The organism is Mesorhizobium sp. B2-6-2 (assembly GCF_006440615.1).
Lineage (GTDB): Bacteria > Pseudomonadota > Alphaproteobacteria > Rhizobiales > Rhizobiaceae > Mesorhizobium.
On sequence record NZ_VFUG01000007.1, the window covers coordinates 248,343 to 266,095 of the forward strand.

20 protein-coding genes and 1 tRNA gene are annotated in these 17,753 nt (G+C 62.8%); 8 read left to right on the forward strand and 13 right to left on the reverse strand.

Annotated features, from left to right (window positions below; translation table 11 throughout):
* Positions 1 to 253: 253 nt before the first annotated feature.
* Positions 254 to 1,528: an ATP-dependent Clp protease ATP-binding subunit ClpX gene (gene clpX, locus FJ419_RS17120; protein WP_040981372.1), complete on the reverse strand. Its 1,275-nt coding sequence runs from the start codon at positions 1,526 to 1,528 to the stop codon at positions 254 to 256.
* A gap of 290 nt (positions 1,529 to 1,818) precedes the next feature.
* The gene (locus FJ419_RS17125; RefSeq protein WP_095765152.1) at positions 1,819 to 2,454 is read right to left on the reverse strand and encodes an ATP-dependent Clp protease proteolytic subunit; all 636 of its coding nucleotides are present in this window, start codon (positions 2,452 to 2,454) and stop codon (positions 1,819 to 1,821) included.
* Positions 2,455 to 2,797: 343 nt separating this feature from the next.
* On the opposite strand from FJ419_RS17125, the gene FJ419_RS17130 reads away from it, so the two are divergent.
* On the forward strand, positions 2,798 to 3,385 hold the full coding sequence (locus FJ419_RS17130; protein ID WP_140695679.1) for a hypothetical protein: 588 nt from the start codon (positions 2,798 to 2,800) through the stop codon (positions 3,383 to 3,385).
* 71 nt (positions 3,386 to 3,456) lie between these two features.
* Here the strand turns inward: FJ419_RS17130 and FJ419_RS17135 are convergent, their stop codons facing one another.
* Entirely contained in the window at positions 3,457 to 3,660 is a 204-nt protein-coding gene (locus tag FJ419_RS17135; protein ID WP_027166457.1) for a DUF3126 family protein, read from the reverse strand.
* 150 nt (positions 3,661 to 3,810) lie between these two features.
* Positions 3,811 to 4,659, reverse strand: coding sequence for a serine O-acetyltransferase (cysE, locus tag FJ419_RS17140; protein ID WP_095765150.1), 849 nt, complete (start codon positions 4,657 to 4,659; stop codon positions 3,811 to 3,813).
* A 121-nt stretch (positions 4,660 to 4,780) separates the two neighbouring features.
* On the opposite strand from cysE, the gene FJ419_RS17145 reads away from it, so the two are divergent.
* Positions 4,781 to 5,380: a hypothetical protein gene (locus tag FJ419_RS17145; RefSeq protein ID WP_140695682.1), complete on the forward strand. Its 600-nt coding sequence runs from the start codon at positions 4,781 to 4,783 to the stop codon at positions 5,378 to 5,380.
* Positions 5,381 to 5,385: 5 nt separating this feature from the next.
* Here the strand turns inward: FJ419_RS17145 and FJ419_RS17150 are convergent, their stop codons facing one another.
* The 4 genes from FJ419_RS17150 to FJ419_RS17165 form a co-directional block, all read right to left on the reverse strand.
* Complete coding sequence (locus tag FJ419_RS17150; RefSeq protein WP_140695685.1) at positions 5,386 to 5,886, reverse strand: GNAT family N-acetyltransferase; 501 nt, start codon at positions 5,884 to 5,886, stop codon at positions 5,386 to 5,388.
* A gap of 24 nt (positions 5,887 to 5,910) precedes the next feature.
* Complete coding sequence (locus FJ419_RS17155; RefSeq protein ID WP_140695688.1) at positions 5,911 to 6,678, reverse strand: alpha/beta hydrolase; 768 nt, start codon at positions 6,676 to 6,678, stop codon at positions 5,911 to 5,913.
* Between the two features lie 15 nt (positions 6,679 to 6,693).
* Positions 6,694 to 7,188: a DUF192 domain-containing protein gene (locus tag FJ419_RS17160; protein ID WP_140695691.1), complete on the reverse strand. Its 495-nt coding sequence runs from the start codon at positions 7,186 to 7,188 to the stop codon at positions 6,694 to 6,696.
* A gap of 113 nt (positions 7,189 to 7,301) precedes the next feature.
* The gene (locus FJ419_RS17165) at positions 7,302 to 7,895 is read right to left on the reverse strand and encodes a cold-shock protein (protein ID WP_095765583.1); all 594 of its coding nucleotides are present in this window, start codon (positions 7,893 to 7,895) and stop codon (positions 7,302 to 7,304) included.
* A gap of 260 nt (positions 7,896 to 8,155) precedes the next feature.
* Between FJ419_RS17165 and gloA the strand changes: the two genes are divergently transcribed.
* A complete protein-coding gene (gene gloA / locus FJ419_RS17170; RefSeq protein WP_140695694.1) occupies positions 8,156 to 8,596 on the forward strand; it encodes a lactoylglutathione lyase in 441 nt (146 codons plus the stop codon).
* Between the two features lie 224 nt (positions 8,597 to 8,820).
* Positions 8,821 to 9,108: a DUF2218 domain-containing protein gene (locus FJ419_RS17175; protein WP_140546663.1), complete on the forward strand. Its 288-nt coding sequence runs from the start codon at positions 8,821 to 8,823 to the stop codon at positions 9,106 to 9,108.
* Positions 9,109 to 9,142: 34 nt separating this feature from the next.
* Here FJ419_RS17175 and FJ419_RS17180 read toward each other — a convergent pair whose 3' ends face one another.
* Together FJ419_RS17180 and ilvA are read right to left on the reverse strand one after the other, a co-directional pair.
* A complete protein-coding gene (locus tag FJ419_RS17180) occupies positions 9,143 to 9,694 on the reverse strand; it encodes a DUF1697 domain-containing protein (RefSeq protein WP_140695697.1) in 552 nt (183 codons plus the stop codon).
* Positions 9,691 to 10,947, reverse strand: coding sequence for a threonine ammonia-lyase IlvA (gene ilvA, locus FJ419_RS17185; RefSeq protein WP_140695701.1), 1,257 nt, complete (start codon positions 10,945 to 10,947; stop codon positions 9,691 to 9,693). Before ilvA ends, FJ419_RS17180 begins: the two co-directional genes overlap by 4 nt.
* Positions 10,948 to 11,179: 232 nt before the next feature.
* Between ilvA and FJ419_RS17190 the strand changes: the two genes are divergently transcribed.
* Positions 11,180 to 12,256 (forward strand): alpha/beta hydrolase, encoded by a 1,077-nt coding sequence (locus FJ419_RS17190; protein ID WP_140695704.1) that lies wholly within the window; start codon positions 11,180 to 11,182, stop codon positions 12,254 to 12,256.
* 104 nt (positions 12,257 to 12,360) lie between these two features.
* Entirely contained in the window at positions 12,361 to 13,524 is a 1,164-nt protein-coding gene (locus FJ419_RS17195) for an alpha/beta hydrolase (RefSeq protein ID WP_140695707.1), read from the forward strand.
* A 7-nt stretch (positions 13,525 to 13,531) separates the two neighbouring features.
* On the opposite strand, the gene ade is transcribed toward FJ419_RS17195, so the two are convergent.
* Positions 13,532 to 15,349 carry an adenine deaminase gene (gene ade, locus FJ419_RS17200; RefSeq protein ID WP_140695710.1) on the reverse strand — a complete coding sequence of 606 codons (1,818 nt, stop codon included), beginning with the start codon at positions 15,347 to 15,349 and terminating at the stop codon, positions 13,532 to 13,534.
* 161 nt (positions 15,350 to 15,510) lie between these two features.
* Between ade and FJ419_RS17205 the strand changes: the two genes are divergently transcribed.
* Positions 15,511 to 16,176 carry an outer membrane protein gene (locus FJ419_RS17205; RefSeq protein ID WP_140695713.1) on the forward strand — a complete coding sequence of 222 codons (666 nt, stop codon included), beginning with the start codon at positions 15,511 to 15,513 and terminating at the stop codon, positions 16,174 to 16,176.
* A gap of 230 nt (positions 16,177 to 16,406) precedes the next feature.
* Here the strand turns inward: FJ419_RS17205 and FJ419_RS17210 are convergent, their stop codons facing one another.
* Complete coding sequence (locus FJ419_RS17210) at positions 16,407 to 16,658, reverse strand: hypothetical protein (protein WP_246679228.1); 252 nt, start codon at positions 16,656 to 16,658, stop codon at positions 16,407 to 16,409.
* Positions 16,659 to 16,823: 165 nt separating this feature from the next.
* Here FJ419_RS17210 and FJ419_RS17215 point away from each other — a divergent pair.
* Positions 16,824 to 16,909: transfer RNA gene (locus FJ419_RS17215), tRNA-Leu, on the forward strand.
* Positions 16,910 to 17,025: 116 nt separating this feature from the next.
* On the opposite strand, the gene FJ419_RS17220 is transcribed toward FJ419_RS17215, so the two are convergent.
* The gene (locus tag FJ419_RS17220) at positions 17,026 to 17,604 is read right to left on the reverse strand and encodes an NUDIX domain-containing protein (RefSeq protein WP_140695715.1); all 579 of its coding nucleotides are present in this window, start codon (positions 17,602 to 17,604) and stop codon (positions 17,026 to 17,028) included.
* Positions 17,605 to 17,753 lie beyond the last annotated feature (149 nt).

The following is a 17,753-nucleotide window of genomic DNA, read 5'->3' on the forward strand; positions in this document are numbered from 1 at the left end:
ACCGCTTATTTAGCCAACCGCGAATCTCATATTAACGACCGAGCGTCGTTCCGCCTACCACCGTTTGTGACGGGAATTTTACAGCACAGAATTCGGCGCCTCGGCCTTCTGTTGTTAGGTGGATGTAGCCGAGGCAAAGATCAAGGGTTAACACGGTCGTTCGAGCCCTTCCACTGCCCGCCTCCCCGCCCTTGACAGCAAAACGGCGCCACGCGGGCGCCGTTCCATGAAAATTGTCGGGCGCAGCGCCATTTCAGGCGCTGACATTGCCCTTCTTTTCCTTCTGTTCGGAGTAGATGTAGAGCGGCCGGGCGTTGCCGGACACCACCTCTTCCGAAATCACCACCTCGCGCACGCCTTCCAGCGCCGGCAGCTCGAACATGGTGTCGAGCAGGATCGCTTCCATGATGGAGCGCAGGCCGCGCGCGCCGGTCTTGCGCTCGATGGCGCGCTTGGCGATCGCCGACAGCGCGTTCTCGTGGAACGTCAGGTCGACATTCTCCATCTCGAACAGCCGCTGATATTGCTTGACCAGAGCGTTCTTCGGTTCGGTCAGGATCTGGATCAGCGCCGGCTCGTCGAGGTCTTCCAGCGTCGCCAGGACCGGCAGACGACCGACGAATTCCGGGATCAGGCCGAATTTCAGGAGATCCTCCGGCTCGACCTGGCGGAACAGGTCGCCGGTGCGCCGATCCTCGGGCGAAGCCACGGTGGCGCCGAAGCCGATCGAGGTCTTGCGGCCGCGATCCGAGATGATCTTGTCCAGTCCCGCGAAGGCGCCGCCGCAGATGAACAGGATGTTGGCGGTGTCGACCTGCAGGAATTCCTGCTGTGGATGCTTGCGGCCGCCCTGCGGCGGCACGGAGGCGACCGTGCCTTCCATGATCTTCAGGAGCGCCTGCTGCACGCCCTCGCCCGACACGTCGCGGGTGATCGAGGGATTGTCCGACTTGCGCGAGATCTTGTCGATTTCGTCGATATAGACGATGCCGCGCTGCGCCCGCTCGACATTGTAGTCGGCAGACTGCAACAGCTTCAGGATGATGTTCTCGACGTCCTCGCCGACGTAGCCGGCCTCGGTCAGTGTCGTGGCGTCGGCCATGGTGAACGGCACGTCGATGATGCGGGCGAGCGTCTGCGCGAGAAGCGTCTTGCCGCAGCCGGTCGGACCGATCAGAAGGATGTTGGACTTGGCCAGCTCGACGTCGTTGTTCTTGCCGGCATGCGCCAGGCGCTTGTAGTGGTTGTGAACCGCCACCGACAGCACGCGCTTGGCATAGGGCTGGCCGATGACGTAGTCGTCGAGGACCTTGAGGATTTCCTGCGGTGTTGGCACGCCTTCGCGCGACTTCACCATCGAGGTCTTGTTCTCCTCGCGGATGATGTCCATGCACAGCTCGACGCATTCGTCGCAGATGAAGACCGTCGGCCCGGCGATCAGCTTGCGGACCTCGTGCTGGCTCTTGCCGCAAAACGAGCAGTAGAGGGTGTTCTTTGAATCACCGCCGCCGTTGCTGACCTTGCTCATTTTTCTGTCCTTTCACCGACGCCGCCGACCGCCTGGCTTTGAGTGACGTCTTCACCAATCTATCGCGGGAATCCGCCGCCGCCAGTGTCCCGGCCCACACAGCGCATTCCGTACGAAACACAAATCAGAAAACGCGGCAATGATTCGCAGCAACCCCACGCAAAGCTAAGCCGTCGAAAATCAACATAGCCTTAACGTAGGCAATCCCAACGCCTGAGGGAACAGCCAAATGTGGCCGAAATGCCGCAAGACGCGCCAAAACCGCGTTATGCTGCCATTTGCCGTCGAGGTCAGGCTGAAGCGGTGGCTGTCTCGACCGCCTCGCGGCTGGAAATGACCTTGTCGATCAGACCGAAGTCCCTAGCCTCGTCCGCGGTCATGAAATGGTCGCGGTCGAGCGTCTTCTCGATCTCGTCATAGCTCTTGCCGGTGTGCTTGACGTAGACCTCGTTCAAGCGGCGCTTCAGCTTGATGATGTCTTGCGCATGACGTTCGATGTCCGAGGCCTGGCCCTGGAAGCCGCCTGACGGCTGATGGACCATGATCCGGGCGTTCGGCGTGGCAAAGCGCATGTCCTTGTGGCCGGCGGTCAGAAGCAGCGAACCCATCGAGGCAGCCTGGCCGATGCAGAGCGTCGACACGGCCGGCTTGATGAACTGCATCGTGTCGTAGATCGCCATGCCCGAGGTGACGACGCCGCCCGGCGAATTGATATAGAGGTTGATTTCCTTCTTGGGGTTCTCCGCCTCGAGGAACAAAAGCTGTGCACAAACCAGCGTCGCCATCCCGTCCTCGACCGGACCGGTGATGAAGATGATGCGTTCCTTCAAGAGGCGCGAGAAAATGTCATAGGCACGCTCGCCGCGGTTGGTCTGCTCGACCACCATCGGAACGAGGTTCATGTAGGTTTCAACGGGGTTCTTCATGGACTACCCTTGTTGGAGATGGATTCCGGCACCTTGGTATATCAGCAATCGCGCGGAATCGTTCTGGATTGGTTACGACCTAAATAGGATGCCGGCTCACCCTAGCGCAAGGCCGCCTCTCCTAGCCATCTGGTTAACTCGAATCAAGCGCGGCAAGCCCGCGGAGCACGGGCGCCCTGGCCTAATGGGACGGCCCGGTCTCGGCTGGCCCCCGAAAGCCGCTCGCAAGGTAGCAATTCCTTAACCGCAATGCTTAACGAAAAGCCTTGAAATCGCTGTCCGCCCCCGGAGCTTCCGTTACAGTCCTGCGTTGTGAAGACGTCCTTTTCAACGGGGGAATGTCATGATCCGCAAAAGCTCCGCATCGCTGGCGGCAGTCGCGATGCTTGCCAGCGTCTGTGAAACCGCCGCAGGCAGCCGCGCGCTCGAATGCTATGAGCCGATCCACAGGCCGGCATTGTACGATACCGTCTATGAGGACGTGATGCTGAGCCCCGGCGGCCAGGTGGTCGACTACGATGCGCCGATTTACGGCACCTACCAGGGCGTGGAGCAGATCGCGCCGGCGCGCGTCACTTATGAGAGGGTGCCTGCGGTTACGCGCACGATCTACCACACGGTCAAGGTCGACGATGCCGGCTATGCCTGGGAATGGCGCGTCATCCATGGCCGCAAGGTGCTGTGTAAGGTATGGCGCAAGGCCCGCTATGCCCGTGTCGCCGAGACGGTCGTGGTCCAGCCGGAGCGCGTCCGGCGCGTGGTTCAGCCGGCAGAATTTGAAGCGGTTGCCCACGAAGTGCTGGTGCGGCCGCAACAGGTCCGCATCCGGGAAATCCCGCCGTCTTACGGGACGGTAGCGCGTAGAGTGGCGGTGCGGGAAGGTTCGACCAGTTGGCGGCGCGTGCACATTCCGCGGCACTGCCAGGATTAGGCGGTACTTCGCCTGAGGATTGCAGCCGGCCGGGCGACGGTATCGCCCGGCCGGCCGGAGCTGTCGCCGGCTTAGGCGAGGTCGATGTCGAGGATCGCCATCGAGAAATTGTAATCGCCGTCGTCCTCGTCCTTGAAGACGATGCCGAGGAATTCGTCGCCGACATAGACTTCGGCCGAGTCTTCCTTGCGCGGACGCGCCTTCACCTGCAGCTTGGGATTCTGGAAGACGCGCTTGAAATAGGCGTCCAGCTTTCTGATTTCGTCAGGCTTCAAAAGACTTCTCCGAAATGTCGGCTTAATTCATGGGAACGCGCTTCTGACACGCCGACGATGGCGATGTAAAGGCAAGCCGACAGGATAACACGTGACAACCGGCACCTGAAAACCGTGGCCGGATTCCGGTCACCAGGCGGACTGACAGTCTCAGATGTCGAAGCTGACCACGTGGTCCATGCTCTGCGACGGCAGGAGCTGGTCCATCTGTCGCGAAGGCTGGTCGCAGCCGGTTTCTCCCACGACCCGCGCCGGCACGCCGGCGACCGTCTTGTTGTGCGGCACGGGCGACAGCACCACCGAACCGGCGGCAATCTTCGAGCAATGACCGACCTCGATATTGCCGAGAATCTTGGCGCCGGCGCCGATCAGCACGCCGCGGCGGATCTTCGGATGACGGTCGCCATTGGCCTTGCCGGTGCCGCCCAGCGTCACGCCGTGCAGGATCGACACGTCATCCTCGATGACCGCCGTCTCGCCGACGACCAGCCCGGTGGCGTGATCGATAAAGATACCCTTGCCGATGCGAGCGGCCGGATTGATATCGGTCTGGAACACCGATGACGACCTGCTCTGCAGGTAGAGCGCGAAGTCCCGGCGGCCATGGTTCCACAGCCAGTGCGCAAGACGATGCGTCTGGATGGCGTGAAAACCCTTGAAGTAGAGCACCGGCATGATGAAACGGTCGCAGGCCGGGTCCCGATCGTAATAGGCCTGGATGTCGACGCGCACCGTCGTGCTCCAGTCAGGATCGTCGTCCAGCATGGCTTTGAAGGTCTGGCGGATGAGATCGGAGCCGATATCCTGGTGGTCGAGGCGCTCGGCAAGCCGGTGGATCACCGCTTCTTCCAGGCTCTCCTGGTTGAGGATCGTCGAATAGAGGAAGGCCGCCAGCAATGGATCGCGGTTCACCGCCTCCATCGCCTCGTCGCGGATCGACCGCCAGATCGGATCGACCGGCTGCACCCTGCTGGGGCGGGCAATCGTAATGCTGTTCATCGACGCTCTCCGGCCTTCCTCATTCTCCGGCGGCACATATAGGCCACATCATAGCACGGTTGAACTCAATTTTCCTTAGTGCTTTGTCAAATGGACCTGGTTCACGCAAATTCAAGCGACGATGGAGAACGAACCCTTGATCGACGACGCGCTGAAAAGCGAGCTTGCGGCGCTCTACCGGGCTGCCGACCGCCACTACCATGGCTTGGCCCACATCGAGGCCATGCTGGCGCTGGCGGCCGAATACCGACCCCTTCTGCATGACCCCGAGGCCGTCGAAGCGGCGATCTGGTTTCATGACGCGATCTATGACAGCCGCGCCAAGGACAATGAGGCAAAAAGCGCCGAACTGGCCGAGAAAAGGCTCGCCGGGCGCGCCGATCCGCATCGCCTCGCCCGCATCGCGGCGATGATCAACGCCACCGCCACCCATCAATTGCCGCCTTTACGCGACGAGAATGCGCTCAACGATGCGGCGCTTTTGCTCGACATGGATCTGGCGATCCTCGGCGCCGAACCCGCGGTCTTCGATGCTTATGAGAAGGCGGTCCGGCTGGAATATGGCTGGGTGGACGAGCCGATGTGGCGCGCCGGCCGCGCGGCGGTCCTGAAGAGTTTCCTCGGCCGTCCGCATATTTTCTACACATCCGGATTCCGGCAGCGTTTCGAGACCCGGGCAAGGACGAACCTCCAGCGCTCGCTCGCGGCGTTGGAGGGCTGAAAAGCCTAATCCGGAAAAGTCTCCATCCGTTGCGCATAGGGCTTGAATCCCGCTCCTCCATAGACCGACTGGGCGGCCGGATGGTCATAAGTGTCGGTGTGGAGCCAAAGCCTTCGCGGCCGATGCGACCACGCCGCGCATAACGCGTGGTCGAGCAGGAACGGCCCCAGCCGCTTTCCTTGAAAAGCCGGGACCAGCCCGAAGTGAACGAGCTCGACAGCCTCTTCGCCGACATTGTTGAACTCGCAGAAGCCGGCGGCCTCGCCATCGACGCGAAGCACATGGATGTGCGTGGCGTCATCGGCGAGCAGCGTTTCGAGGTCCGCCTCTGACATGCGCAGTCGCTGGTCCCATTGCACCGGTCCGCCTACGGCACGATAGAGATCGAGATAGCCCGAAAGATCGAGCCTTTCGCGCGCCACGACCGCGACGGGCGACGGTGACGCAAGCGGCACGCCCTGAGGCGGCGCCAGCATCTCCATATAGGTGACGAGCAGATCGACCATTGTCAGCCCAGCAGCGCCGCGCGCTTAGAGCGGGTTCTCGGCGTAGAACTCGAGCACGCGTTGCTTGAAGCTCTTGTCGCCGACGGCGAGCATGTGGTCGCGGCCCTCGATATTAAAGGCACTGGCATTCGGCATCAGCGCCGCAAGCTCGTCCGGCGAACCGCCGATGTCGTCCTTCGTGCCGACGGCAATCAGCGTCGGCTGGGCGATGCGGGCCATGTCATCCTCGCTCAGCAACTCGCGCGACTTTGCGATGCAAGCCGCAAGCGCACGACGGTCGCTGCGCGTCCGATCTGCGAAAGCGCGGAACGAGCGCCCGCGCGGATGCGTGGTGGCGGCGGGATCCTCCGCCAGCAGGGCAGCAGCGATCGGGTCCCAGTCGCCGACCCCGTCGACCATGCCGATGCCGAGGCCGCCGAACACCAGCGTCGCGACCTTCTGCGGATCGGAGAGCGCCAGGAAAGCCGAGACGCGCGCGCCCATCGAATAACCCATGACATGCGCGCGCTCGATGCCGAGATTATCAAGCAGCGCGGCCGCATCGGACGCCATCTTGGCCGGCGTGTAATCGGCCTCGTCATAGCTCTTCGACGACGAACCATGGCCGCGATGGTCGAACGCTATCGCCCGATAGCCGGCGTCGTTCAGCGTCTTGAACCAGCCCGGCGAGACCCAGTTGACGTAGTGGCTGGAGGCAAAGCCGTGGATCATCAGCACCGGGTTGCCCTGCCCCGAGGCCGGCTGGCGATCGAGATAGGCAAGTTCGAAACCGTCATGGGAAAAGAACTGCATCGGCGGAACTGCTTCTCAGTTGGCGCCGGTGCCGATAGTCGGGTGGCGCAACAGATCGCCTTCCTTGATGCCGTCCCTGGCGGCTGTGCCGGCCTTGAGTTCAAGCACGAAGCGCACGGGTTGTCCCGGCGAGATGATCGCTTCGGATTCGGGCTCGCCGCGCTTGATGGCTTTGATCCTGCCATCTTCACCGATGAAGATGAGGTCGAGCGCCATCGGCGTGTTCTTCATCCAGAAGTCCACCTCGTCCGTTCTTTCAAAGACGAACAACATGCCGTGATCGTCTGCCATGGTCCGGCGAAACATCAGTCCCGCCTCGCGTTCGGCTGAGGTATCGGCGATCTCGATGGAGAAGGAACGCTCGCCGGAGCCGGTCGACACCACAAGCGGCGTCCGGTCGATCGGCAGCAGCATCGCATCCGCCGAACTTGGCTTCGCAGCGATGAAACAGGCGGCGAAAACGATCGCGGCGCAGAATATGCCCGCAGTCAGCCAATTGCGATGAACCATGCGTACCTCGTCCAGACGCTCGTCCTAAACCATGATCCGGACAAGTGGAACCGGTTTTCGGACAAGATGGTCGCGCCGCGGCAAAGGGACTTTTCGACTGCGTCGAGAAGCCCTCAGTGCGAGACCGACAAGGTACCCATATCGGGGTGAATTTCGGCGGCCATAAGGCCTTTGTCGCCGCGTCCGAAGCGAACGAGCACGACTTGGCCGGGGCGGAGCTCGGTTATGCCGTAGCGCCGCAGCGTCTCCATGTGGACGAAGATGTCTTCCGTCCCCTCGCCCCGCGTCAGGAAGCCGAAACCCTTGGTGCGGTTGAACCACTTGACCAAGGCTCGCTCGAGGCCGCTCTCCGGATTGACCGTGACGTGGGTGCGCTGTTCCTGCTCTGCCGGGTGGACGGCCGTCGAGGCGTCCATGGAAAGGACGCGGAAAGCCTGCAAGCCGCGCTCGCCCTGTTTCACCAGGCAGACGACCCGCGCGCCCTCGAGCGCCGTCTGGAAACCGTCCCTTCGAAGACATGTCACATGGAGGAGAATATCACCCGAGACGCCGTCGTCCGGAAGAATGAAGCCGTAGCCCTTGGCCACGTCGAACCATTTGATAGCGCCGGCGATTTCGACAAGCTCGGCGGAGTCGCCGCCATTGTCCCGCTGCAAGGCGTCGTCAAGGCTTCCGTCCCGCCTCGTGAAAGAGGCTTTTTCCCCCATAAGAATGCCCCCCTTTTTCAACTGAACCGCAACTGATTCTTGCCAAGAGATTAACACTGCGGCTTCCGGGGTGTGCAAGGGCTGACGTGCCTTTTTTCACCGTTCAACACCGGAAAGGCTGAAATGTCGTTTGCCGGCGCTTCCGGATGCCGGAATCGCAAGGCCTGAAATCGACCGCGCCGCCGCTATTGTCGGACGATTGCCCTTTCACCGGACGGCTCCTATGGTGCCCGCAACCCCAACACTTTGAGGAAGCCGCCATGCGCTATCTGCACACAATGGTCCGCGTCGCCGATATCGACCAGTCGCTCGATTTCTACTGCAGCAAGCTCGGCCTCAAGGAGGTGCGCCGCTACGAGAACGAGCAGGGCCGCTACACGCTTGTCTTCCTCGCCGCGCCGGAAGACGAGCAGAGCGGCATCCATGAGAAGGCGCCGCTGGTCGAATTGACCTACAATTGGGACCCGGAGGACTATAAGGGCGGCCGCAATTTCGGCCACCTCGCCTATGAGGTCGACGACATCTACGCAACCTGCCAGAAGCTGATGGACAATGGCGTGACCATCAATCGTCCGCCGCGCGACGGTAACATGGCTTTTGTCCGTTCGCCGGACGGCATCTCGATCGAGCTGCTGCAGAAGGGCCCGGCCAAGGCGAAGGCCGAACCATGGGCCTCGATGCCGAACACAGGGGCCTGGTAAATCCGGCGATACCACGCCGATTTGGCCGGCGGCCGCCAGAGCAATTCCAGGAAAAGTGTGGGCGGTTTTCCGTTCGGAATTGCGTCAAAACGAAGAGATAGAGCGGTTCGCCGCTTCGGCGAAACGGTGAAACGCTCTAGCGTTTCGCCCGGCGCTGCCTATCTATCCGCAATTGGCGCCAGCCTCGTCCAGGCTGGCGTTTCTTCATCCGCCAGGAGAATTCCATGCTGACCAGCCGCGCCGATGTCGCCACCGAACATGCCAGCCGCTACCTGCAGCAGCTCTGCAAGCACTGGTCGCATAAATTCCCGGTCGAGTTCGACCCGCGGCACGGCGCCATCCAACTCTCGATCGGCCGCACCGTGATGGACGCCGACGATCAGGCGCTGCACATCGCTGTGGCCGCCGACGACGAAGCGTCGCTGGAGCGGCTTGAGAGCGTGGTCGCGGACCATATCAAGCGCTTCGCCTTTCGCGAGGAACTAAGCTTCGACTGGCAAAAGGCTGCCTGAGTCGGAGCAATTCCGGGAAAAGTGCCTCGAACAGTCAGCCGCCGGCCTTGCCGGCCATGTCGAGCAGCGCCAGCACGCTGCGCCAGTTGCGCGCCGTGCCCGGCACCTTCAAGGTACGCGGGATGAGATTGGCGAACACCGATTTGCCGAGACCGTCCGGCGCATGCAGGTAAAGCACGTCGCCCTTGACCTCGAAGCGCTCGGGGCCGGTGCATTTGTCGGCGAGCCGCTTGGTCTCCTCGGCGGTCGGCTCCCGTTCCAGCGCATAGGCGTGCAGCTTGGTCGGCTCGCCGGCGACCTCGGGATAAGGGTTGTCCTTCACCAGCCGCTCGAACCAGCCGGCATCGCGCACCATGATGCGCGAATGAAAACCCCACTTCTTCTCGAAGGCAGCCTCGATCTCCCTGGTCAGCGCCGCCGCGTCCCCCTTCTTCGCCCGGAAGACGACATTGCCGCTCTGCACATAGGTCGCGACATCGCTCAAGCCGAGACTTTCGAAGAAGGCTTTGAGCTCCGCCATTTTGACGATGCGGTTGCCGCCGACATTGATGCCGGAAAATAGCGCAACGAAAACGGTACCCTTCATATGATGAACCCCGCCAGCGTCTCGTTGTCGGTGATGTCCTGATATTGCACGCCTTCGGCGTCGAAATTGGCTTTCAGCAGGTCGAAATTGCGCCGGTCCTTGGTCTCTATGCCGATCAGCACCGAGCCGAAATTGCGCGCCGATTTCTTCAGATACTCGAAGCGGGCGATATCGTCGTCGGGACCGAGCATTTCGAGGAAATCGCGCAGCGCGCCCGGCCGTTGCGGGAAGCGGATGATGAAATACTTCTTCAACCCCTCGAAGCGCAGCGCCCGCTCCTTCACGTCCGGCAGCCGCTCGAAGTCGAAATTGCCGCCGGAGACGACCGCGACCATGGTCTTGCCCCTGATCTCCTTGCGCGAGAAATCCTTGAGCGCGTCGATCGCCAGCGCGCCGGCCGGCTCCAGCACGACGCCCTCGACATTGAGCATCTCGATCATGGTGGCGCAGAGCCGGTTCTCCGGAACCAGCCGCACGGCATCGGCGGTGAAGTCCTTGAGATGGCGCAACGGCTCGCGTCCGATCTCGGCCACCGCGGCACCGTCGACAAAATTGTCGACCTTGGCGAGCCTGACCCGCTTGCCGCCGGCAAGGCTCTCGCGCAGGCTCGGCGCGCCCGCCGGCTCGCAGAACACGAAACGCGGGTCGCGATGCTGGTCGGCGAAATAGTGGGTCACACCGGCGGCAAGACCGCCGCCGCCCACCGGCAGCATGACGATGTCGGGCACGCGCCCGCCCGGCATCTGGGCCGCAATCTCGTAGGCAACCGTCGCCTGGCCCTCGATAATGTCCTTGTGGTCGAAGGGCGGCACCATATGCGCGCCGGCGGTCTCGGTGAATTCGAGGGCGGCGCGGTAGCAATCGTCGAAGAAGTCGCCGACCAGCCTGATCTCGACGAAATCGCCGCCGAACAGCCGCGTCTTGTCGATCTTCTGCTGCGGCGTCGTCACCGGCATGAACACGACGCCTCGTCTGCCGAAATGGCGGCAGACGAAGGCAAAGCCCTGGGCGTGATTGCCTGCCGAGGCGCAGACGAACAGCTCGGCATTGTTGCCGGCGGCGAGCGCCTTGCGGAAGAAGTTGAACGCGCCCCTGATCTTGTAGGAGCGCACCGGCGTCAGGTCCTCACGCTTCAAAAGGATGCGCGCGCCTGTCTTCTTGGACAGGTAATCGTTCTCCTGCAGCGGCGTTTCCGGAAAGATTTCGCGGATCGCCTCGGCGGCAGCGGCGACGCGAGAAGAGAAGCTGTTCAATAGAAGTCCCTCATTTGGTCTCGGCGGTACGCCAGGACAGCCGTATCCCGTGCCGGCAACCTTCCTGCCGCCGTTTTGGCTTTCGCGCAACAGTGCAATGGCCGTCGCCCGGCGCTGAGCCAATTTCCACTGGACACGACTTACTTTAGCCGCACTTCGGCTGTCCGGGAGATTTCCGCGGAGGTGGACGGCCAATCGTGGCCGGAGTGGAATTGCCAGTGAAAGTGTCGATGTGCGGTTGAAGACAATTCTGATCATTGCCTTTGCCCTGCTGATAGCAGGCTGCGCGGGCCACCAGACGCAGGAAATCCTGGGCAGCGTCGTCGTGCCGACGACGGCGACCGAGATCGCCGGCAACCACTCGATCTTCATCGCCACGACCCGCAAGCGCTCCGACGACCCGAACAAGGTTTTTGACGGCGAACGCTCGGCCACGCTCAACTATGCGCGTGTCAACGTCACCGTTCCCCCCATTCACCAGACCGGCCAGATCGAGCGCCGTTCGCGCGGCAAGTCGAACGACCCGACGAAATATTTCATGGCCTCCGAAGTCGTCGGCTACGACACGCAGCCGAAATTCGCCAGCGCCCTCAACGCCGACATCGACGCCCGCGGCGGCCGCGTCATGGTTTTCGTCCACGGCTACAACACCGGCTTCGACGACGCCGTCTACCGGCTGACCCAGATCGTCCATGATTCCGGCTATCCGGGCACGCCAGTGCTGTTTTCCTGGGCCTCCGGCGCCAAGACCACCGACTATGTCTATGACAAGGAAAGCGCCGCCGCCGCCCGCGACCAGCTGGAGGTGACGTTGCGGATGCTGGCGCAGACCGGCGCCCGGCGCATCGACATTGTCGCCCATTCGATGGGAACCTGGGTGACGATGGAAACGCTGCGCCAGCTTGCCATCACCGGTGACCGCGATCTCAGCGGCAAGCTCGGCGACGTTGTGCTCGCCTCGCCCGACATCGATGTCGATGTCTTCAAGAGCCAGATGCGCCGCTACGGCAAGCCGGACAAGCCCTTCATCCTGCTCCTGTCGGACGACGACCGGGCGCTGCGGCTCTCCGGCCTGATCGCCGGCGCGCGGCCGCGCGTCGGCGACTATCGTGATGCCGCAGATCTCGCCTCCTATGGCGTCACGGTGGTCGACCTCTCCAAGATCAAGGGCGTCGACAGTTTCAACCACACCAAATTCGCCGACAATCCGATGATGGTGCAGATGATCGGACAGCGGCTGCGTGAGGACGATGGCTTTGCCAGCGATCGTGATGTGACGGACCGCATCCGTCAGCTGGCTGCGCAGTAACCGTATCGGTGCGGGTTCGGCGCCGCAGGGACTTTGAACTGGACCCGGCCGCTCTCTGGCTTTATCGCAGTAGCAAGAGACGTTGCCGCCTTGGGGGACCCCGGGTGATTGCGCATGTGAAGATCGTTGTCGGCCTTGCCTTCACGCTCGCCCTCGCCGGCTGCGCCGGTCCCACGCATGATCTTCTCAACCGCAAAACAGTTACAGCGCCTGCCTCCGACATTGCCGCCACGCACGAAATCTTCGTCGCCACCACCCGCCAGCAGGCGACCAAGGATCCGCGCCAGGTCTTCGACGGCGACCGTTCGCTGACCACCAGCTACGCCCGCGTCGACGTCACCGTGCCGAAGGTCCACCAGGTCGGCGCGATCGAGCGCGCCAAGGGCTCGACAGACTCCAATCCGGCCAAGCAGTTTACCGCCACCGATGTCGTCCACTATGGCGACGCGCGGCAATTCGCCAAGGCGGTCGGCGCCGACATTTCCATGCGCGGCGACCGTGCCCTGGTGTTCGTGCACGGCTTCAACAACGGTTTCGACGACGGTATCTACCGCATCACGCAGATAGCGCATGACACCAAATATCCCGGAACGCCGGTGCTGTTCTCGTGGGCATCGAGCGCCAAGGCGACCGGCTACATCTACGACAAGGACAGTTCGACCGCCGCGCGCGACGATCTCGAGGCGACGCTGCGGATGCTTGCCAAGACACGCGTCAAGAGCATCGACATCATCGCCCATTCGATGGGCACCTGGCTGACGATGGAGGCGCTGCGCCAGCTCGCCATCACTGGCGACCGCGATCTCGGCGGCAAGCTCGGTTACGTCATCCTCGCCTCGCCCGACATCGACGTCGATGTCTTCAAGAAGCAGATGATCCGCTACGGCAAGCCGGACAAACCCTTTGCCATTCTGCTTTCGGGCGACGACCGGGCGTTGAAGCTGTCGAGCTTCATTTCCGGCGACAAGCCGCGCGTCGGCGACTACGGCAACGCGGCCGACCTCGCTGATTACGGCGTGACGGTGGTCGACCTGACCCACGCCAAGGGCGGCGACGGCGGCCTGAACCATGCCAAATTCGCCGACAATCCGATCCTGGTGCAATTGCTGGGCAACCGGCTGCGCACGCCAGCCGGCCTTGCTTCGGACGAGCCCAACCCGACGCAGCTCAACAATATCGGCCAGGGTCTCGGCAAGGCGGTCGGCTCTGTCGCCGAGGTCGTCATCACCACCCCGTTCAGGGTGTTGACCATCGCTACCGGCGGATAGCTGACGCTCAGATAAAAAGATCGACCTTCTGGAACGTCGTCACGTCGACCAGGCCGACGTCCGAGATCCTCAGCTCCGGAATGACCACCAGCGCCAGCAGCGAGTGCTGCATATAGGCGTTGTTGAGCGAGCAGCCGACCTTGCGCATCGCCTCGGTCAGTTGATCGGCCTTGGCCGCGACGATCTCGGCGCGTTCGTCCGACATCAGGCCGGCGATCGGCATCTCGACCAGCGCCAGTTCCTTGCCCTCGGAATAAAGCACGACGCCGCCGCCCACCTCGCTCAGCCGGTTGACGGCCAAGGCCATATCCTCCTTGTTGGTGCCGACGACGATGATGTGGTGCGCGTCATGCGCCACGCTGGACGCCATTGCGCAGTCTTTCACATAGCCGAAGCCGGAGACGAAGGCGTTGGTGACGCCGCCCGTGCCGCGATGCCGCTCGACCAGGGCGATCTGGCAGATGTCGTTGCGGCGATCCATGGCGACCAGCCCGTCCTCGACCGGCAGGTCGGCTTCCAAAGCCCGCGTCGGCGCCTGGTTCTCGATCACGCCGATCACCCGCGCCCGCACTTCGTTGGCGCCTTGCGGCGCGGAAATGTCAAAATCCTTCGCCGCGAGCTTCTTGCCGAGCTTGACCGTGTTCTTTGCGGATTGCGGATAGTCATAGGCGGCAATGTCGATCTCCAGCTTGCCGCCCTTCGCCAGCCGGACGCCGCGGGCATAGACCTCGTCGATGGTCATCCGGGCAAGGTCCGAAACGATCAGCAGATCGGCGAGCCGTCCGGGCGCGATGGAGCCGATCTCGCGCTCCAGCCTGAAATGCTGCGCGGTGTTGAGCGTCGCCATCTGGATCGCCGTCACCGGCTTCAGCCCCTGGCTGATGGCATGCCGCACCACCCGGTCCATATGGCCTTCATGCACAAGCGTGCCGGAATGGCTGTCATCGGTGCATAGGATGAAGTTGCGCGGGTCGATGCCGCCTTCGGTCACCGCCTTGATCTGCGCCGCCACGTCGTACCAGGCCGAGCCCAACCTCAGCATCGCCTTCATGCCCTGGCGCACCCGAGCGATCGCGTCCTCCGCGCGCGTGCCTTCATGGTCGTCCTCCGCCCCGCCGGCGACATAGCCGTGGAACGGCAGGCCGAGATCGGGCGACGCATAATGCCCGCCGACCGTCTTGCCGGCCTTGACCGTCTCGGCGATCTCGCCCGACATCACCGGATCGTTGGCGGCAACGCCGGGGAAATTCATCACCTCGCCAAGCCCGATGATGTTTTCCCAGGTCATGGCCTCGGCAACGTCGGCGACCGTCAATTCGGCGCCGGCATGCTCCAGCCCCGGCGCCGAGGGCACGCAGGACGGCATCTGCACATGCACGTTGATCGGCATCGCGACCGCCTCGTCATGCATCAGGCGCACGCCCGGCAGTCCAAGCACATTGGCGATCTCGTGCGGATCGATGAACATCGAGGTCGTGCCGTGCGGGATGACGGCGCGGCAGAACTCCGTCACCGTCACCATGCCGCTCTCGACATGCATATGCGCGTCGCAAAGGCCCGGCACCAGATAGCGCCCGCCGGCATCGACGACCTTCGTCCGCTGCCCGATGGCATGGCCGGCATTCGGCCCGCAATAGGCGAAGCGGCCGGCTGCGATCGCGATATCGGTGCCGGGGATGATCTCGCCCGAATGGACGTTCACCCAGCGACCGTTGCGGATGACCAGATCGGCCGGCTTCCGGCCCATCGCGACGTCGACCAGATGTGTCGCCACTTCCGTCCACGGCTTTGGCTTTGCGGCGCTAGTCGGCTTGGCGTTCGTCATGGGCTTTGAGTCCTCTGCGTAGGTCACTTTGGCAAATGTCGGCGTCCGGAGCCAGAGCGTCAGGTCGTAAACCACTGTTGCAGAGATGCAATTCCGTTTCGCGGCGAATGGGGCTAGTCTGCTTCGAGGAGTCGTTCGAAACCGCCATTTCGGAGCGATCGATGCGTCGACTGACGCTTGCCAGTGCCGGCTTTCTTGTCCTGCTGTCCGGATCCGCTTGGGCGGCGGATCTGGGGGCTGATCTGCCGATGACCGCGGCCGGCTTCGACTGGACCGGCTATTACGCCGGCCTGCAGGCCGGCTATGGCTGGGGTCGCTCCGACATCAGCGGCGACGATGGCGGTCCGTTTTCGGTCAAGCCCGACATCGACGGCGGTTTCGTCGGCGGCCATGTCGCGGGGCTCTGGCAGTTCGACCAGGCTGTGATCGGCGCCGAGGCCGATCTGAACTACGCCTCGATCGACGGCACCGCCGAGGCCGGCCCGGCAAACACATTCGGCACCGACATCAAATGGTTCGGATCGATCGATGCCAAGGCCGGCTACGCCATGGATCGCGTGTTGATCTACGGCATCGGCGGCGTCGCTTTCGCCGGGATCGAGACCTCGCAGGCGGCAGGCACGGCCTTTACACAAACCCGCACCAGCACCGGCTGGACGCTCGGCGCCGGCGTCGACTATGCCTTGACCAACAATGTCGTTGTCGGCGCGCAATACCGCTACTACGATTTCGGCAAGGAGCATTTCGATGCGCCGGACACCTTCGCCGACCGCGACCAGGACGTGAAGCTGCAGACGCTAGGCGTGAATTTCAGCTACAAATTCTGAGGTTTGCGGCACCGCGACGACGCGCAACACCCCTTCCGCATCTCTTGAAAATTCAGGTGGCCGGCGCCCGCAGGGGGCGGGGGAATGGGTAGGGGCCTGATGGACGCCGGCCTCGGCGGATCGATCCGCCACGGCGCAAACATTAGCGTTCCCAGGGCAGGCCGTAATAGCGTGATCGCGCCACTTTCCCACCGCCCTGCCCCGCCTAGCGGACATGCTTGGCTGAACAGTCAGGATCGGTCCGAAGCCCTCTTTCCTTCAGGCATGGCCTCGAGGCACTCCTCCAGCCGCCGCAGCCGGGCCTTGTGCCAGCGCAACGTGTGCGCGACCTCGTGCAGGTTCCATTTGGCCTTCGAATTGGCGGCTTCGATCAGCCCTCGTTCGAGCCGACCGATCTCGCGGCGCAGCTGCCGCGCCTCCTCCTCCCGCAGTCCCCTGATCCAGCCTGGCCCACGCATGGTTCCACCATCAAAGCCGACCATAGACTCGCACACAAACGCTAATGGGATCAGTTCGGAGAAACTGGCATTTTAAATATCACTAATATTAAATCTGCGCCTGAGAACGGGCAGGACGGCGGCACAAAGTCCAGCCGATCCGAAACTTGGCTTGACGGCTCATATCAGGCATCTGAAAAAGGCACGCCTGCGGACGTGGCGGAATTGGTAGACGCAAGGGACTTAAAATCCCTCGATCTCTGATCGTACGGGTTCGATTCCCGTCGTCCGCACCACCCTTCGCTCTTCGACGAGTCCTCCGAAGCCTTGGCGAAGGAGGAGCTTCGGGTGGCAGACCACCGACAACCTGGTAGACGAGGGTCCGTCCTCCCAAGTCTTGGGGCGCAGGCACTCAACCGCTCATCGGGTTGAGCTTCAAATGCTGGATCAGGATGATCGTCTTGGCGTCGACGATGCGGCCGTCGGCGATGCCGGCCAGCGCCTCGTCCAAGGGCATTTCCAGAACCTCGATGTCCTCGCCCTCCTCCGGCGCGCCGCCGCCGTCGGAAATACGGTCGGCCGGCGAATAGCGCGCGGTGAAGAACCAGAGCCGTTCCGTCACGCTTCCCGGGCTCATGAACGGCGAAAACAGCCGCTCGACATCCTTCAGGTGATAACCCAGTTCCTCTTCCGCTTCCTTGCGAATGGCGGTTTCGGGATCGTTCTCGTCGAGCAAGCCGGCGCAAGCCTCGATCAGCGGCTCGTGGTGGCCTACGGCGTAAGCCGGGAAGCGGAATTGACGCACCAAGAGGACGGTCGAGCGCTGCGGATCGAAGGGCAGGATCACGGCGCCGTCGCCGCGGTCGTAGGTCTGGCGGGTCTGCGTCTCCCATCGCCCGTCGCGGCGGCGATAGTCGAGCACCGTCTTCTTCAGCACCGCCCAGTCGTCCGAAAGGACCTCCTGCGAACGGATGCGAATGCGATCTTCCATGACGACCTCCGTATTCGTCGCAAAGGCGTAGCGATGAAAGATGTCGCAGGCAATCCAGGAAACCGACTGGCCTTGGACTCCGGCTGGCTTCGAAACCGATTGGTCCAGCGGGGAGTCTCACCGGCTCGTGTCTGGCGCGCCGCGCCGCG

Coding starts and splice junctions, on each gene's coding strand:
- FJ419_RS17180 (WP_140695697.1), bottom strand. CDS start 9,694: ATGAAGGGTACCGTTTTCGTTGCGCTATTTTCCGGCATCAATGTCGGC.
- FJ419_RS17210 (WP_246679228.1), bottom strand. CDS start 16,658: ATGGTCGGCTTTGATGGTGGAACCATGCGTGGGCCAGGCTGGATCAGG.
- gloA (WP_140695694.1), top strand. CDS start 8,156: ATGCGCTATCTGCACACAATGGTCCGCGTCGCCGATATCGACCAGTCG.
- FJ419_RS17205 (WP_140695713.1), top strand. CDS start 15,511: ATGCGTCGACTGACGCTTGCCAGTGCCGGCTTTCTTGTCCTGCTGTCC.
- FJ419_RS17125 (WP_095765152.1), bottom strand. CDS start 2,454: ATGAAGAACCCCGTTGAAACCTACATGAACCTCGTTCCGATGGTGGTC.
- FJ419_RS17165 (WP_095765583.1), bottom strand. CDS start 7,895: ATGGGGGAAAAAGCCTCTTTCACGAGGCGGGACGGAAGCCTTGACGAC.
- FJ419_RS17175 (WP_140546663.1), top strand. CDS start 8,821: ATGCTGACCAGCCGCGCCGATGTCGCCACCGAACATGCCAGCCGCTAC.
- FJ419_RS17145 (WP_140695682.1), top strand. CDS start 4,781: ATGGAGAACGAACCCTTGATCGACGACGCGCTGAAAAGCGAGCTTGCG.
- cysE (WP_095765150.1), bottom strand. CDS start 4,659: ATGAACAGCATTACGATTGCCCGCCCCAGCAGGGTGCAGCCGGTCGAT.
- FJ419_RS17150 (WP_140695685.1), bottom strand. CDS start 5,886: ATGGTCGATCTGCTCGTCACCTATATGGAGATGCTGGCGCCGCCTCAG.
- FJ419_RS17160 (WP_140695691.1), bottom strand. CDS start 7,188: ATGGTTCATCGCAATTGGCTGACTGCGGGCATATTCTGCGCCGCGATC.
- FJ419_RS17130 (WP_140695679.1), top strand. CDS start 2,798: ATGATCCGCAAAAGCTCCGCATCGCTGGCGGCAGTCGCGATGCTTGCC.
- ade (WP_140695710.1), bottom strand. CDS start 15,349: ATGACGAACGCCAAGCCGACTAGCGCCGCAAAGCCAAAGCCGTGGACG.
- FJ419_RS17155 (WP_140695688.1), bottom strand. CDS start 6,678: ATGCAGTTCTTTTCCCATGACGGTTTCGAACTTGCCTATCTCGATCGC.
- clpX (WP_040981372.1), bottom strand. CDS start 1,528: ATGAGCAAGGTCAGCAACGGCGGCGGTGATTCAAAGAACACCCTCTAC.
- FJ419_RS17220 (WP_140695715.1), bottom strand. CDS start 17,604: ATGGAAGATCGCATTCGCATCCGTTCGCAGGAGGTCCTTTCGGACGAC.